The organism is Leeia speluncae (assembly GCF_020564625.1).
Lineage (GTDB): Bacteria > Pseudomonadota > Gammaproteobacteria > Burkholderiales > Leeiaceae > Leeia > Leeia speluncae.
Window position 1 is genome coordinate 167848 of record NZ_JAJBZT010000002.1, and the last position, 14393, is coordinate 182240.

At 46.6% G+C, this 14393-nt stretch carries 17 protein-coding genes; 9 read left to right on the forward strand and 8 right to left on the reverse strand.

What is annotated here, in order from left to right:
* Positions 1 to 61: 61 nt before the first annotated feature.
* The 7 genes from LIN78_RS03760 (at position 62) to LIN78_RS03790 (ending at position 5800) form a co-directional block, all read left to right on the forward strand.
* Positions 62 to 979, forward strand: a complete 918-nt coding sequence (locus LIN78_RS03760; protein WP_227178634.1) for a lysophospholipid acyltransferase family protein — start codon at positions 62 to 64, stop codon at positions 977 to 979.
* Positions 904 to 1866 (forward strand): lysophospholipid acyltransferase family protein, encoded by a 963-nt coding sequence (locus LIN78_RS03765; protein ID WP_227178636.1) that lies wholly within the window; start codon positions 904 to 906, stop codon positions 1864 to 1866. Before LIN78_RS03760 ends, LIN78_RS03765 begins: the two co-directional genes overlap by 76 nt.
* A gap of 7 nt (positions 1867 to 1873) precedes the next feature.
* The gene (locus LIN78_RS03770; RefSeq protein WP_227178638.1) at positions 1874 to 2731 is read left to right on the forward strand and encodes a lysophospholipid acyltransferase family protein; all 858 of its coding nucleotides are present in this window, start codon (positions 1874 to 1876) and stop codon (positions 2729 to 2731) included.
* A 35-nt stretch (positions 2732 to 2766) separates the two neighbouring features.
* On the forward strand, positions 2767 to 3180 hold the full coding sequence (locus LIN78_RS03775; RefSeq protein ID WP_227178640.1) for a CoA-binding protein: 414 nt from the start codon (positions 2767 to 2769) through the stop codon (positions 3178 to 3180).
* Positions 3181 to 3325: 145 nt separating this feature from the next.
* Positions 3326 to 4177, forward strand: a complete 852-nt coding sequence (dapF, locus tag LIN78_RS03780; RefSeq protein WP_227178643.1) for a diaminopimelate epimerase — start codon at positions 3326 to 3328, stop codon at positions 4175 to 4177.
* Positions 4178 to 4228: 51 nt separating this feature from the next.
* Positions 4229 to 4918, forward strand: a complete 690-nt coding sequence (locus LIN78_RS03785) for a DUF484 family protein (protein ID WP_227178645.1) — start codon at positions 4229 to 4231, stop codon at positions 4916 to 4918.
* 6 nt (positions 4919 to 4924) lie between these two features.
* Entirely contained in the window at positions 4925 to 5800 is an 876-nt protein-coding gene (locus LIN78_RS03790; RefSeq protein ID WP_227178647.1) for a tyrosine recombinase XerC, read from the forward strand.
* A 45-nt stretch (positions 5801 to 5845) separates the two neighbouring features.
* Here the strand turns inward: LIN78_RS03790 and LIN78_RS03795 are convergent, their stop codons facing one another.
* From LIN78_RS03795 to phhA, 3 genes are read right to left on the reverse strand one after another with little or no spacing between them, the layout of a single operon-like run.
* The gene (locus LIN78_RS03795) at positions 5846 to 6541 is read right to left on the reverse strand and encodes an SDR family NAD(P)-dependent oxidoreductase (protein WP_227178649.1); all 696 of its coding nucleotides are present in this window, start codon (positions 6539 to 6541) and stop codon (positions 5846 to 5848) included.
* Positions 6542 to 6545: 4 nt separating this feature from the next.
* A complete protein-coding gene (locus tag LIN78_RS03800) occupies positions 6546 to 6851 on the reverse strand; it encodes a 4a-hydroxytetrahydrobiopterin dehydratase (RefSeq protein WP_227178652.1) in 306 nt (101 codons plus the stop codon).
* Positions 6852 to 6862: 11 nt separating this feature from the next.
* A complete protein-coding gene (gene phhA, locus LIN78_RS03805) occupies positions 6863 to 7759 on the reverse strand; it encodes a phenylalanine 4-monooxygenase (RefSeq protein ID WP_227178654.1) in 897 nt (298 codons plus the stop codon).
* A gap of 186 nt (positions 7760 to 7945) precedes the next feature.
* Here phhA and LIN78_RS03810 point away from each other — a divergent pair, with 186 nt between their 5' ends.
* On the forward strand, positions 7946 to 8419 hold the full coding sequence (locus LIN78_RS03810; RefSeq protein WP_227178656.1) for an Lrp/AsnC family transcriptional regulator: 474 nt from the start codon (positions 7946 to 7948) through the stop codon (positions 8417 to 8419).
* A gap of 113 nt (positions 8420 to 8532) precedes the next feature.
* Here the strand turns inward: LIN78_RS03810 and oppF are convergent, their stop codons facing one another.
* Genes oppF through oppB form a run of 4 tightly spaced genes read right to left on the reverse strand, consistent with a single transcriptional unit; the run spans position 8533 to position 12383 of the window.
* A complete protein-coding gene (gene oppF / locus LIN78_RS03815; RefSeq protein ID WP_227178659.1) occupies positions 8533 to 9525 on the reverse strand; it encodes a murein tripeptide/oligopeptide ABC transporter ATP binding protein OppF in 993 nt (330 codons plus the stop codon).
* Positions 9518 to 10531 (reverse strand): oligopeptide/dipeptide ABC transporter ATP-binding protein, encoded by a 1014-nt coding sequence (locus tag LIN78_RS03820; protein ID WP_227178661.1) that lies wholly within the window; start codon positions 10529 to 10531, stop codon positions 9518 to 9520. The genes oppF and LIN78_RS03820 overlap by 8 nt, the downstream gene beginning before the upstream one ends.
* Before the next feature lie 11 nt (positions 10532 to 10542).
* Positions 10543 to 11451, reverse strand: a complete 909-nt coding sequence (locus tag LIN78_RS03825; protein WP_227178663.1) for an ABC transporter permease subunit — start codon at positions 11449 to 11451, stop codon at positions 10543 to 10545.
* A gap of 11 nt (positions 11452 to 11462) precedes the next feature.
* Complete coding sequence (gene oppB, locus LIN78_RS03830) at positions 11463 to 12383, reverse strand: oligopeptide ABC transporter permease OppB (RefSeq protein ID WP_227178665.1); 921 nt, start codon at positions 12381 to 12383, stop codon at positions 11463 to 11465.
* A gap of 18 nt (positions 12384 to 12401) precedes the next feature.
* On the opposite strand from oppB, the gene LIN78_RS03835 reads away from it, so the two are divergent.
* Entirely contained in the window at positions 12402 to 12563 is a 162-nt protein-coding gene (locus LIN78_RS03835; protein WP_227178667.1) for a hypothetical protein, read from the forward strand.
* On the opposite strand, the gene LIN78_RS03840 is transcribed toward LIN78_RS03835, so the two are convergent.
* A complete protein-coding gene (locus LIN78_RS03840) occupies positions 12550 to 14157 on the reverse strand; it encodes a peptide ABC transporter substrate-binding protein (RefSeq protein WP_227178669.1) in 1608 nt (535 codons plus the stop codon). The two genes, LIN78_RS03835 and LIN78_RS03840, sit on opposite strands and share 14 nt — an antisense overlap.
* Between the last annotated feature and the right edge of the window lie 236 nt (positions 14158 to 14393).

Consider the following 14393-nt stretch of genomic DNA (forward strand, 5'->3'; position numbering starts at 1 on the left):
TGGTTGGGCGCGTGTAAAATAACTACCAGCAAAATTTCTGCTAGTAAAATAAATCTTGGTAATGCAAACACAACCATCTATTAACAAGCTATCTCTCCCTCTTCGCCTATTAAAAACAGTAGGTCGATTGCCCATGCCAATTGTGCATGCGGTGGGATGGTTGTTAGGCTGGTTTGTTTACCTAATTGACAGCAAATATCGGCAACGTATTAAGCAAAACCTAAAAACAGCCAATCTCACATCGTCAACTTCACATTATAGCCGTATCTTATTTAAAAATGTGGGTGAATCTGGCAAGGCACTACTCGAATTACTATGTGCATGGAGTCGAACCCCAACAGAAGTCGCCTATCTATGCAAAAAAACCACAGGTTGGTCGCATGTAGAAGCAGCCAGGGAACAAGGGAAGAGCATTCTATTTATTACGCCACACTTAGGCGCATACGAAGTAGGTGGTCACTTTTTGGCATCGAAACTCCCCTTACTCGCCATGTTTCGTCCGCCGAAACTCAAATGGCTAGCCCCCTTAATGCAAGAAGGAAGAGACCGTGACGATAGCAATGCGGTTAGCGCAGACGGCTCCGGTGTCAGAAAACTGTTAAAGGCATTAAAATCGGGTAGTTCAACAATGATCTTGCCCGACCAAGTCCCCGGCAATGGAGATGGCGAATGGGCGCCATTTTTTGGCAGGCCGGCCTACACAATGACATTAGCCGCGAGATTGGCGGTCAGCACTGGCGCCGTCGTGATTCCTTTTTTTGCAGAAAGGCTTTCATTTGGCAGGGGCTATCACGTACACTTTCTCCCCCCTGAAAATGGCTTTACGGGGGATAAAACGATTGATGCGGCTTTACTCAACCAAATTGTAGAAAAACTAATTAGGCAACAACCGGAACAATACCTGTGGAGCTACAACCGATTCAAAACCCCGAAGAGCAGCAGCACCCCCGCTACCAAAGACAATTTGCCAGCAAATTAGTCGTTTGTGGGTTGTGGCTGATTAGCTTCCTTCCTTTACCAATTGTTAGCTTAATTGGTTACGGGTTCGGCTGGCTACTATATGCACTAGGCCGGGGCAAAGTCGTCGATCGTAATCTATTACTTTGCTTTCCTGATTGGACAGCAAAACAAAGAAAGTCAGTAGCAAAAAGTCACTTCCAGCGCTTAGCAAGGAGCTTTGTCGAATTAGGTGTACTGTGCTGGCAAAAGAAGTCGCGCATTACGGATAGTGTCGAAATCATCGACTTTCATCACTTAAGCAAATTCGAAGGCAAGCCCGTTATTTTGCTAACGCCTCATTTTATCGGCATGAATTATGGTGGCGCGGCGGTAGGAGAAAAAGTCGATGTACTCGCCATGTACAGCGCCAATAAAGACGCCGTTCTTGATGAAGTGCTGCGAAAAGCGCGTTCGCGTTTTGGAAACCCAGACTTAATCAGTAAACAACAAGGTATTCGGACGATTTTACGCGCATTAAAAACGTGCAAACCCCTAGTGTATTTACCCGATTTAGACTTTGGCGCAAAAGACTCTGTCTTTGTCCCTTTTTTTGGTATCCCCGCGGCCACCATTACCGCTACCTCTAGACTAGCAAAGGCAAGTGGTGCCGCGGTCATCCCCATGGTGATACGCCAACGGGAATGGAATAAAGGCTACGAGGTGCGTTTTTTTGAAGCTTGGGAGCATTTCCCGAGTGGAGATGAAGTCGCAGATGCCATCCGAATGAACCAGTTTATTGAAGAACGCATCAAAGAAATGCCAGACCAGTATTATTGGGTTCACCGCCGATTTGGTAGCCGGCAGCCAGGCACACAAAACTTATACAAACAACTAAAAGACAAACACTACATACCGCCAAAAGGCTAATGACTACATGCGATTTTTTTTAGTATTACTTTCGTGGATGCGTTTTATTCCTCGTCCTATATTAAAAATCCCCGCTTATTTACTCGGGGATCTTCTCTTCTTTTTATCTGGCGATCGCAGACGGGCTACGCAATACAATATCGACACAGCTTTTCCAGAGAAAAGTAAAGTCGAGCGCTATCACCTAGTTCGCCAACACTTTCGATTGTTTGTGCTAGCGTTATTCGACCATACCTACATCTGGTTTGGCTCAGCCGAGCAACTAAAAAATCTGGTTAAGGTGACGGGTTTAGAGAACCTTCCCAAAGACCAACCAACGCTTTGGTTTGCGCCACACTTTTTAGGCTTAGACGCGGGTGGCATGCGGCTGGTTGTTGAAAACAAGATGGTCGCCATGTACGTTAAACAAAAGAACCCGGCGTTTGACGACATGCTAAAAAAGAGCCGTGAACGCTTTATGCCGGCCAAGCCAGTCTCTAGACAAGATGGTGCTCGCGCACTACTTAAAGCCTTCAAAGAAGGTTACCAACTCCATTATTCGCCAGATCAAGACTTTGGCAGTAGAGATGCTGTATTTGTGCCTTTTTTTGGAAAATCAGCCGCAACGGTCACCGCCTTACCACGTATTGCCCAAGTAACAAAAACCGTCGTGGTTCCTGTGATTACCACCATGGAAAAAGATGGTTATACCGTGCGATTCATGCCCGCATGGGAAAATTATCCAACTGGCAATTTAGAAGCAGATACACTTAAAATGAATCAGTGGTTGGAAGCCGTGATTCGCGAGTATCCAGCACAATACTTCTGGTTACATAAGCGTTATAAAACGCGACCAGACGGGGAAAAGAATCCCTACAAAAAATAAATATGGCACACATAGCCATAGACGAGGAGAACACGATGTTTGAAAACCCAAGTGATGAAAGTACACAAGCAATACTAAAGAAAAGCAGGCGAATTGCTGTGGTAGGCTTATCGCCAAACCCGGCAAGGCCTAGTTTTGGTGTATCTAAAATTATGCGTACTTTTGGTTACCAAATTGTGCCCGTTCGCCCCGCCGTCACTGATGTCATGGGAGAAAAAGCCTATCCAGATATCCAATCGGTGCCTGGCGAAATTGATTTAGTGAATGTTTTTCGCAATGCCAATGAGTTAATGCCGATCATTGATGCCTGCATAGAAAGACGAGTGCCGGCCATTTGGATTCAAGAAGGCATTATTAACGAAGAAGCGGCGAATAAAGCCAAAGCCGCTGGTATTTGGGTGATCATGGATCGCTGTATTTATAAAGATTATTTAAGACTTTGCCGTTAATACACCGCGAAGCAATTAATACCCTTTATTTCGCATTGCAAGGTCTTTATCCAGCAACATGAAGGGTATACACTCGATTTGAAATCGATCTAAAGGGATATCTATTGGCTAGGTATCCCTCTTTAATTTTAGACTGGCAAGATAAATGGCAACAAACACCTTATCCTTTACCAAAATGCAGGGCTTAGGCAACGATTTTGTTGTGCTAGACGGCATTAACCAACAGATCACAATTACGCCTGAATGGTTACGCCAAATTGGTGACCGTAGATTCGGGGTGGGGTTTGACCAGTTATTACTAGTCGAAAAACCAGATCATCCAGAACATGATTTCAAGTACCGCATTTTTAACTGTGATGGCAGCGAAGTAGAGCAATGTGGCAATGGCGCCCGCTGTTTTGCCCGTTTTGTGGTGGATAAAGGCTTAACCAATAAATCTCGTTTATTGGTAGAAACCGCCAAAGGGGTAATTGAACCAGAACTAGGAGCCGATGGGCTGGTAACCGTCAATATGGGCGCGCCACGCTTTCTTCCTGAGGAAATCCCCTTTATTGCCAGCACAAATGAAGTGCTATATGAATTAGCGCTGTCGACAGGTGAAAATGTCACCATTAGCACCGTATCGATGGGAAATCCACATGCGGTCACTGTCGTAACAGATGTAGAAACCGCACCAGTTGAATCCTTTGGTCCGCTTATTGAAAAGCACGAGCGTTTTCCAGAAAAAGTAAACGCGGGTTTTATGCAGGTAGTAAGCCGCCAAGAAATTAATTTACGTGTTTTTGAACGTGGCGCGGGCGAAACACTCGCGTGTGGCACAGGTGCTTGTGCCGCCGTTGTGGCCGGTATTCGTCAAGGATTATTAGCTAGCCCGGTATTAGTGAATGCGCGTGGCGGACAACTTTCTATTGCTTGGAACGGGGACAACCAGCCAGTCATGATGACAGGGCCTGCGGTGACGGTTTTTGAAGGCATGCTACCAGCAGCAAGTAAATAGACCAATATTGTTAATCCCAATTAAAATTGAACATTGCTTGGAGAAACACGGATGCAAGCAGCAGACGTTGCACAATATCTAAAAGATAATCCTGCCTTTTTTGAGGATTATGCAGATTTCCTCGCGGATATTTTTGTTCCACACCCTCATGGTGGACACGCGATTTCACTTGCTGAAAAACATATGCTAACGCTGCGTGAGCGCACCCGTTTGCTAGAAAGCAAACTAGGTGAACTTCTGCAATTTGGCGAAGAAAATGACGCAATTAGCGACAAAGTACATCGAATTGTTGTCTCATTGTTACGCACTCCTTCAACAGAAGCAGTGGTCAACACCTTCTTGTTTCACCTAACCGAAAACTTTAACGTGCCGCAGGCTAGCTTACGTGTGTGGCAAGGCGTGAAAGGCCTAGAAGGCTTACCGGCAGCGGAAGCCGTCGATGACAGCGTAAAAGCGCTGGCACTAGACATGCAGCACCCTTACTGCGGCCCGGAAATTCACCCTGAGATTAAAACTTGGTTTGGCGACAGTGTAGAAGAGCTAAAGTCTTATGCGCTGGTTCCGCTACGCCATGGTGAAACGATTGGTATTTTGGCAATGGGCAGTGAAGACCCACATCGTTTCTTCCCAGAAATGGGGACATTGTACCTAGACCGTCTTGGCGAATTGCTAACTTCTGCTTTACAACGGGATGCAGCGATTTCAGTAGCGCAGCAACACACCAGTGAATCGGTAGAGTAAGACTCGGTGGAAAATGGGCTAGTTATCCGTCAATTTCTAGACTGGCTAAAATTGCAACGCCAAGCTAGCCCACATACGCTGTCTGCGTATCAATTAGATCTCGCCCAATTAGAAAAAACCGACGTTGCCTTTGCAGAACTGACCGCCAAAGATATTCGAAATCGAATTGCTGAGTTAGCAGAATCTGGCTTATCTGCACGCAGCATCGCGCGCACCTTATCTGCTTGGCGTCGGTGCTATGCGTACATGATGCAGTTTCACGGATGGGCGTCCAACCCATGCGAAGGCATTCGTGCGCCACGCATGGAAAAGAAACTACCAGAAGTCGTTACGCCCGATTTAGCAAACTACTTTCTCGATAGCATTACGGGCGATGAACCCATCGATATTCGGGATAGAGCGATGTTTGAGCTACTCTATTCTTGCGGCCTACGTGTGAGTGAACTAGTGGGTTTAGAAACACCGGATATTGATTTACAGACGAAACTCTTACATGTACGGATGGGTAAAGGGAAGAAGTCGAGATTGGTGCCATTTGGAGAATCGGCGAAAGCAGCCATTCAAGCTTGGTTGCCAATTCGCCCAGTGAATAGTGGAACTGCCATTTTCACCAACCAGCATGGCGATAAGCTCACAACCAGATCTGTTCAATTACGCATTAAGCATCACGGACTCAAAGCAGGCATCCCACAAAACCTGTACCCTCACCTGCTAAGGCATGCCTGCGCAAGCCACTTACTACAATCGTCTCAAGACTTGCGCGGTGTTCAAGAAATGCTAGGCCATGCCAGCATTGTGTCAACGCAAGTCTATACGCACTTAGACTTCCAGCATTTGGCATCGGTATACGATGCCACGCATCCAAGAGCCAAAGAAGAATAACTGCCTAGCATCGCTCAAGCCTGACACTAAGCAGTCAACCAGCGATTAAGCAATTAGCCCTGCAATTGGCAATAAGGCACCCGTATTTTCCATATTATGGCGCTCTAACAAGACCAAAATTGCATCCGCAATATCTACCGGCGACTGCCAAGTATGCGTATCCGCATCTGGCATCGCAGCGCGATTTGCTGGGGTATCAATTACCGTCGGTAACACGGTATGAACCAGAATATTGGCTGATTTCACCTCTTCGGCCAATGCTTCAGACAAGCGAGCTAATGCAGACTTTGTCGCCGTATAGGCGCTCATCCCAGCCATCCCTTTTTTGGCTGCCATCGCACCAATAAAGACGATACAACCTTTACCTTCTTTTTGAAAATAAGGCAGTACAGCTCTCGCGGTGACCACCGCAGAAAGCACATTGCTTTGGAACATTTTCTCCCAGAGTGATAATTTACTTTCTTCAAACGCACTGAAAGCAAAGCTGCCCGCCACATTCACTAAGGCATCTATTCGGTGCCAGTGAGCAAAAATCGCAGCAATTCCATCTGTGACTTGTTGCTCATTAGAAAGGTCGGCTTGTAACTGCAAACAATCTGGATTGCCCGCCAGACGATCTGTTAACTCGCCTTGCCCCATAATGGCGACTCGATAACCCTTCTCAAGCGCAACCGCCAACACAATTTGTCCTAATGCACCAAATCCGCCGGTTAGTAAAAGTACCGATTTAGTAGTATGCATACGTTTATCCTTTCTGTTGGATAGCATCCATTCGGTTGGCTAATTCGATATCTAATGCCGTAATACCGCCAGCATCATGCGTGTTGAGCGTTACATTCACCTTGTTATATACATTGAACCATTCTGGGTGATGGTCCAATTGATGAGCATCGAGCGCAGCACGAGACATAAAACCAAATGCCTCACTAAAGTCCTTAAACACAAAGGCTTTATAGATAGCTTTATCCTCTTGAACGAGTTTCCATCCGTTGGAAGACAGTGCGACCATTGCTTCTTGCAACATGACTGCATCTAATAGTTGCCGAGACATGTGTTATTTCCTTATAGATCTTCTGATTCTGACCAGCCTTCACGGCTACCCACTTGCATAATGACATCTGTCGGCGTGATCTCGCCTGCACCAATCGCAGGTAAATGTCGAATCGCCGCGTAGTACTGGCTGAGCAACTGAAAATCGCTCGTCGCGGTAAATAAGCGCTCAAAACTATCAATCACAAAGTAGGTTTTTTGGAACGTATCAATGCGATAACGCGTTTGTAAGATACGTTGCATATCAAACCCTACGCGATTGGGTGCGTTGCTTTCTAGCGAATAAATCGATTCGGTCCGGCTAGAGACGATACCGGCCCCATAAATGCGTAAACCGGCACTAGTCTGAATCAAGCCAAACTCAACGGTGTACCAATACAAACGTGCCAGCATATGAAGTGCATTTTCAGACTGGGCGGCAAGCCCAGCTTGACCATACGCAGCGAGGTAATCTGCAAATACAGGATTAGCAAGTAGCGGTACATGGCCAAATAAGTCATGAAACACATCGGGTTCTTGCAGGTAATCGATCTGATTCGCTTCTCTTAGCCACCAAGTCACCGGAAACCGTCTATTGGCTAAATGATGAAAGAACACTTCATCAGGAATCAGCCCATGCACCGCCACAATTTTCCAGCCAGTTGCCGCTTGCAAGACCTGATTTAACTCATCAAAAACAGGCACGCGATTTGGCTCTATTGGCAAACGCTGTAAGCCATCAAAAAATTCATCGCAGGCACGGTCTTTTAATATTTCCATTTGCCGATGATACAAAGTAGACCATACCTGATGGTCTATTTCTGTGTAGCGATCAAGTGGCTGGGCTAAGGTGTAATCTTCAGCCAGCACCAGCCCAAAATTCTTTCGCGCGGTGATATCCGGCACTTTAAATTCAGCAACATCATTCATGGTCGTGTCTCCTGTTTAAGCTCCCGGCCATTCATTTTTTTGTGTGCCGGTAACCACTACAGTCTACGAAAACGCCCCTGCTTATTTGCCGCAAAATTGCGGCATACATGAAATTTGTTACATAATAAATGCGTCAATTGTTATAAATGTGCGATATTAATGCATACACCTTTTGGATGATGCTAAATGCTATTAGATCGCTTTGACCATTTGATTCTTCAAGCCTTACAAAAAGATGCGCGAGTGACGCATCAAAAATTGGCACAAACGATACCCTTATCTTCATCACAAATCGGCCGCCGTATTCAGCAACTAGAAGAAATTGGCGTGATTCATGCCTATCGTGCCGAACTCCGTCCCGAATCAATGGGGCTTGGCGTGCTTGCGTTTATCGATGTGTGTCTAGAACGACATGGGGAAAAAGCCATTCGCGATTTTCTGATCGGTATTGAAGCCATTCCTGAAATTCTAGAAGCACATGCAATTACTGGTGATGCTGACTACGCTTTGCGCGTGGTTGCCGCAGACCTAACTTCACTCTCACGATTTGTGATGCACAAATTATTAGCGATGGACTGTGTCAGAAGCGTCCGGTCTAGCATTGCACTAGAACAAGTAAAGCAATTTAGTGGGCTACCTAGTCCGCATCATTTTTCCTAGCTATCAGTATAGAACATCTCTGACAAATGAAATGACAATGCGATAAATGGTTGAATTAAAGGAGTAAAAGGAAACCCCACTATCGAGCTACCATAGTGGGGGGATTTGATTGACTAGACCAATAGACAAGCAGCTTCTGTCTGTTGATTCGATTGCGGCTGATGTAACTGCGGCGTAGTCGTAGCACATTTGCTTTCTGCAATCGGGCAACGTGTTCGAAATACGCAGCCAGAAGGCGGGTTCATTGGCGAGGGTAGATCGCCTTGCAGCAACTGAATCACTTTTTCACGCTCCAGTTTTGGTTCTGGAATCGGGATGGCGGACAACAGCGCCTTGGTATACGGGTGTTGAGGTGAAGCATACAAATCTGCTTTCTCTGCTAACTCCATCGCACGGCCAAGGTACATCACCAAAATACGATCACTAATGTGCTTTACTACCGCCAAATCATGCGCAATAAAGATCAGTGCCAATCCTTTTCGACGTTGCAGGTCTTTTAGCAAATTGACGATTTGTGCCTGAATGGACACGTCTAGCGCAGAGACGGGCTCATCACAGATAATTAACTTAGGTTCTAAAATTAACGCTCTTGCGATACCAATACGCTGGCACTGCCCACCAGAAAACTCATGCGGATAGCGGTTGATTTGCTGCTCTGTGAGCCCCACTTCCTTCATCACTTGCCGCACTTTAGCCATCACCTCTTCTTTTGATAAGGAAGGATGATGAATACGCAATGGCTCGGCAATAATCTGACCAATGGTCATCCGAGGATCAAGCGAGGCCAATGGATCTTGAAAGATCATTTGCATGTCTTTCCTCGCCGCTTGCCATGCGGCTTGGTCAGATGGGTTCATCGTTTTACCCATCCATACCACTTCGCCAGCCGTTCGCGGAATCAGATTGAGGATACCCCTGGCTAACGTCGATTTTCCGCACCCAGACTCGCCAACAACGCCGAGCGTTTCCCCGGCGCGAAGGGTTAGCGATACACCATCGACCGCCTTTAAGGTACGAGCAGGCGTCCACGGCCAAGCTTGACGATCTTTGATATGAAAATGCACTTTTAGATCGGTGACTGACAGGATGATTTCAGCATTAGACATGCGCCACTCCTTCTACAACACGGCGAACTTCTGCCACAGGATGGTGGCAAGCACGCCAACGGGTCGCATCTTCTGGCAATGCGATAAGCGGTGGCAAGGTATCATGGCAATTCGCGCCCGCATGTTCACACCGAGGTGAAAATGGACACCCCGCCGGCATGTGATTCATATTGGGAGGATTTCCCGGGATGCTGACTAAGGCATCAGTCTCCAGATCTAAGCGCGGCAATGCCCCCAATAAGCCAATCGTATAAGGGTGTGTTGGCTGATAAAAGAGTTGCTCTGATGCAGAATATTCCATCACGCGACCACCGTACATCACCATCACCCGATCACAAATCCCCGCAACCACGCCAAGATCATGGGTAATCATGATAATAGCCGTGCCAAAATCACGCTGTAGATCACGTAACAGCGCAAGGATCTGCGCCTGAACGGTCACATCTAATGCAGTAGTGGGTTCGTCTGCAACTAACACTTCCGGCTCGCAAAGCAAAGCCATTGCAATCATCACCCGCTGACGCATACCGCCAGAAAACTCATGCGGATACATATTGATTCGGCGAGCTGCTTCGGGGATTTTGACGGCCTCTAGGAGTTCTATCGCACGCGTTTTGGCGGCTTTACGTGTCAGACCCTTATGAAGTTCCAGTACTTCGGTCATTTGCCGCTCAACCGTTAGATACGGGTTCAGCGATGTCATCGGATCTTGGAAAATCATCGAGACCCGATTACCACGAATTTGATTTAATTGATTAAGTGGTAAGTTAAGTAGATTCTGACTTTTGTAGAGGACCTCACCAGTGGCTTGGCCATTTTTGGCCAGTAGCCCCAGCATGGCTAATACGGTTTGCGATTTGCCTGAGCCAGACTCACCGACAATCCCTAGCGTCTCGCCTCTACCCAACTCAAAATTCAAGCCATTCACGGCATAAACCAAACCGTCATTGGTTTTAAACTGCACGCCAAGATCGCGGACCTGCAGTAATTTTTCCTGCGTATTCATCTGATCCTCTCCTAGCGGTCTTTTGGATCTAACGCGTCGCGCAGACCGTCACCAATATAGTTGGCGCAATAAAGGGTAATAGAGAGTGCAGCACCTGGAAACAAAATCAACCACGGCGTGGCTTCCATGACACTGGTGCCATCTTCAATCAGCACCCCCCAGCTAGTCATCGGCTCTTGTACGCCTAAACCGAGGAAAGAGAGAACAGACTCCGTCAAAATCACGCCAGGAATGGTCACCGTGGTATAAATCACGACGATACCTAAAAGGTTAGGCACAATATGCTGCAAGATAATTCGCCATGTAGGCACCCCAATGGCTCTGGCTGCTTCGATATATTCTTTTGAACGAATGGATAGCGTTTGGCCGCGTACCACCCTTGCCATATTCATCCAAGAGAAGACCGAGATGGTTAAGACCACCAAGTAGAAATCACGGCCAAAGATAGTCACCATCAGGATGGCAATCAGCAAATAGGGAATCGCATACAACATATCAACGATTCGCATCATTAAGCTATCTACTTTGCCGCCCATAAATCCGGCAGTTGCTCCCCAAAGAATCCCTACGGTGACAGATGCCAAGGTAGCGAGTAAACCGATGACCAAAGAAATACGACCGCCGATGAGCGTTCTCACCAATAAATCGCGCCCTAGTTCATCTGTACCAAACAAATGCCAATCTTGAAGGGTGGGCGCAACAGACATTGCGTTCCAATCGGTATCTTCATAAGTATGCGGTAAGACCATGGGGCCAAAAGCACAGGCAAGCGCAATCAGCACCAAGAAGATTAAACTAAGCACCGCTGCTTTATTTCGGAAAAAGCGAATTCGCGCATCTTTCCATAGGCTACGCCCAGCAACCGCTTCGTTTGCCGCGTGGGTTAATGTGGCTTCGAGTGCGTTATTTTTAGACTGCATGACGCCCTCTCTTAATATCGAATTTTCGGGTCGAGTAAGGCATACGCCAAATCAACCAATAGGTTTAACAAGACAGCAAGCACGGTCACCAAGACCACCAGACCTAACACGAGAGTGTAGTCACGGTTAGATGCACCATTCACTATTAGCTTTCCAAGCCCTGGCAATGAAAAGACCGATTCGGTGACAATAGCAGCGGTAATCGAATCAATCGCTAATGGGCCAATGACCGACACAACCGGTAACAAGGCAGGTCTCAATGCATGACGAAACACGATGGTTCTAAGCGGCAAACCCTTTGCTCTGGCGGTACGGATGAAGTTCGTGTTGAGTACCTCGATTAAGCTACCTCGCATAATACGACCAATGGTAGAGACGTTAATAAAGGTGAGTAACGCAATCGGAAGCACCATATAGCGATAATTAAACTCATCCCAACCACCGGCAGGAAACCACTTCATCCACAGCGCAAACAGCATAATGAGCACAGGACCAATCACAAATGATGGGAAGGCGCTGCCAATATTCCCTAACAGCATCACAAAGTAATCGACGATGCTGTTTTGGCGAAGCGCAGCAATGATGCCAAGCGCAATGCCAATCACGATAGAAATCAGCATCGAAATACCACCAACAGCCAAGGAAACTGGTAAGGCTCGTGCAACGAGATCATTAACTGACCAGTCCGCGTATCGGAACGAAGCGCCCAAATCGCCATGCAGCAAATTCCAGAGGTAATAGAGATATTGCTTCCAGATCGGCATATCCAGATGATATTTGGCCTGCAAATTTGCCAAGACGGCAGCAGAGACCTTTCTTTCAGAATCAAATGGGCCACCAGGCGTCAGGTGTAGTAGCAAATAACAGACCGTGATCACGGCCAATAAGGTAGGGAGCGTCGATAAAAATCGACGAAGTGTATAGGTCCACATGACTAGACGTTCCTTCATGTGGGGCAATGGCAATCACCATTACCCAATCAGCAACAGACCTTAGCCAACCAAGGCGACAATGCTTCATCGCTGGTTGGCCGAGGAAAACCTAAGAAAGCGATCGCCACTAGCCGGGGGAAACAGCTAGATGGCGATCAAACAGCAATTAATGCTGAATAATGTACAAGTCCTTATTACGGAATCTGTCCATTGAGTTCTTCTGGCTATAACCACCCACGTACGATTTCACCAACCGCGGTACGGTGTACTGCAACAGCGGCAGCATTGGGTAGTCATCCATGATGATTTTGGCGGCTTGAGTCATTAGCACTTTGCGCTTAGCCGGATCTAGTTGGCTAGAGGCTTGCTTGATGAGTTCATCACCCTTCTTATTGCAGTTCTTGTTGTCGTTCTGATCAGAATCACACTGCACTAAGGTTAAGAATGTAGTGACATCGTTGTAATCCGCCACCCAACCATTACGTGCAATTTGGAAGTCGCCATCGTGACGCTTTTTCAGCAATACTTTGAATTCCATGTTTTCCATTTCGGTATCTAAACCTAATTTGGTCTTCCATTCAGAAGCAGCAAAGATCGCCATTTTTTTGTGATATTCACTGGTGTTATACGCAAATTTGACTTTAGTTCCCGGTTTTACACCCGCTTGCGCTAGCAGCTTACGCGCTTCTTCTACGCGTTTTGCCATTGGCCATTTTGCCCAATCGTAGGCAGTCACATCCGCACCAGCAGTTCCCTTCACTACCACACCGTAGGTAGGTACTTGGCCATCTGCCGTGACTTTCGCCGCCAAGATGTCTCGGTCGATCACCATCGATAGCGCTTTACGCACGCGAATATCTTTAAATAGCGGATCAGTATTGTTGTAAGAGTAATAACGCAAGCCAAGCATTGGCGCGTTGCGAATATCTTTCGGGTATTGCGACTTCAACTGGTCATAAGTACCAGGAGGCAACTGATACACCCAATCATTCTCACCAGATTGGAATAGCTTTACATCGGTATTACCATCTTCAACCGGAAGATAAGTCACTTTCTTTAGTACAACGGTTTTGGCATCCCAGTATTTCGGGCTCTTTTCCAAGATGATCTTGCTGTTTACTTGCCAGTCTTTTAGAACAAATGCACCGTTACCCACCAAGTTACCTGGTTTTGTCCAGTCTTTACCAAATTTCTCGATCGCAGCTTTATTCACTGGGCCAAGCTGTGTGTTAGACACTAGGTCGGCCATAAAGCCTACTGGGCCTTCCGTTTTGATTTCTAATGTGTATTTGTCTAATGCTTTAATGCCTAATTCAGAAGGCGCCTTCTTGCCTTCGGTAATCGCTAAGCCATTTTGAATAAAAATGCCGTAAGTAGAAGCGTATGGAGAGGCGGTTTTTGGATCTAAGAAACGCTGCCATCCGTAGACAAAGTCGTCTGCGGTGACGGGTGTACCATTCGACCACATCGCATTTTTACGTAGCTTGAATACCCATGTCGTTGGATCGGTTTGTTTCCAGCTTTCTGCAACGCCCGGTACGATTCTACCGTCGGCATCATTGGCGGTTAGCCCTTCAAACAAATCGCGCGCAATATTGTTTGCACCAACCGATTCTGCCAATGCAGGGTCTAGCGATTCTGGTTCGGAGCCATTATTACGGGTTAGTTCTTGTTTCGCGGCGAGTTTCACGCCAGCAGGTACCACGGCTGCGCCAGCAGAAACTGCAAATGCAGATACTAATGCGGCACAGATTAATTTTTGCGTCAATTTCATAGGTTCTCTCTCCCCATATCAAACGGAACAAATTTCGATTAACCAACCAATTCAACCATTTGGTCAGCTAAAAACTGACTGATTAAAACACAGGCTTTCTATAACAACCAATCAAGTATTTTTCATATCCTATAAAAAAAGGTTATTGAATAACCCCGTCTAATCTTGTCAATCGTACTGCTGAAAAATCCATCAAACTCTTCAAATATTCTGAACCCGAAAGGGGGCGACTCTGC

Excerpts from the sequence above, each read along its gene's own strand:
- dapF (WP_227178643.1), top strand. The coding sequence starts at position 3,326 with ATGGCAACAAACACCTTATCCTTTACCAAAATGCAGGGCTTAGGCAAC.
- LIN78_RS03795 (WP_227178649.1), bottom strand. The coding sequence starts at position 6,541 with ATGCATACTACTAAATCGGTACTTTTACTAACCGGCGGATTTGGTGCA.
- LIN78_RS03760 (WP_227178634.1), top strand. The coding sequence starts at position 62 with ATGCAAACACAACCATCTATTAACAAGCTATCTCTCCCTCTTCGCCTA.
- LIN78_RS03825 (WP_227178663.1), bottom strand. The coding sequence starts at position 11,451 with ATGCAGTCTAAAAATAACGCACTCGAAGCCACATTAACCCACGCGGCA.
- LIN78_RS03810 (WP_227178656.1), top strand. The coding sequence starts at position 7,946 with ATGCTATTAGATCGCTTTGACCATTTGATTCTTCAAGCCTTACAAAAA.
- LIN78_RS03840 (WP_227178669.1), bottom strand. The coding sequence starts at position 14,157 with ATGAAATTGACGCAAAAATTAATCTGTGCCGCATTAGTATCTGCATTT.
- oppB (WP_227178665.1), bottom strand. The coding sequence starts at position 12,383 with ATGTGGACCTATACACTTCGTCGATTTTTATCGACGCTCCCTACCTTA.
- oppF (WP_227178659.1), bottom strand. The coding sequence starts at position 9,525 with ATGTCTAATGCTGAAATCATCCTGTCAGTCACCGATCTAAAAGTGCAT.
- LIN78_RS03785 (WP_227178645.1), top strand. The coding sequence starts at position 4,229 with ATGCAAGCAGCAGACGTTGCACAATATCTAAAAGATAATCCTGCCTTT.
- LIN78_RS03770 (WP_227178638.1), top strand. The coding sequence starts at position 1,874 with ATGCGATTTTTTTTAGTATTACTTTCGTGGATGCGTTTTATTCCTCGT.
- LIN78_RS03800 (WP_227178652.1), bottom strand. The coding sequence starts at position 6,851 with ATGTCTCGGCAACTATTAGATGCAGTCATGTTGCAAGAAGCAATGGTC.
- LIN78_RS03775 (WP_227178640.1), top strand. The coding sequence starts at position 2,767 with ATGTTTGAAAACCCAAGTGATGAAAGTACACAAGCAATACTAAAGAAA.
- phhA (WP_227178654.1), bottom strand. The coding sequence starts at position 7,759 with ATGAATGATGTTGCTGAATTTAAAGTGCCGGATATCACCGCGCGAAAG.
- LIN78_RS03820 (WP_227178661.1), bottom strand. The coding sequence starts at position 10,531 with ATGAATACGCAGGAAAAATTACTGCAGGTCCGCGATCTTGGCGTGCAG.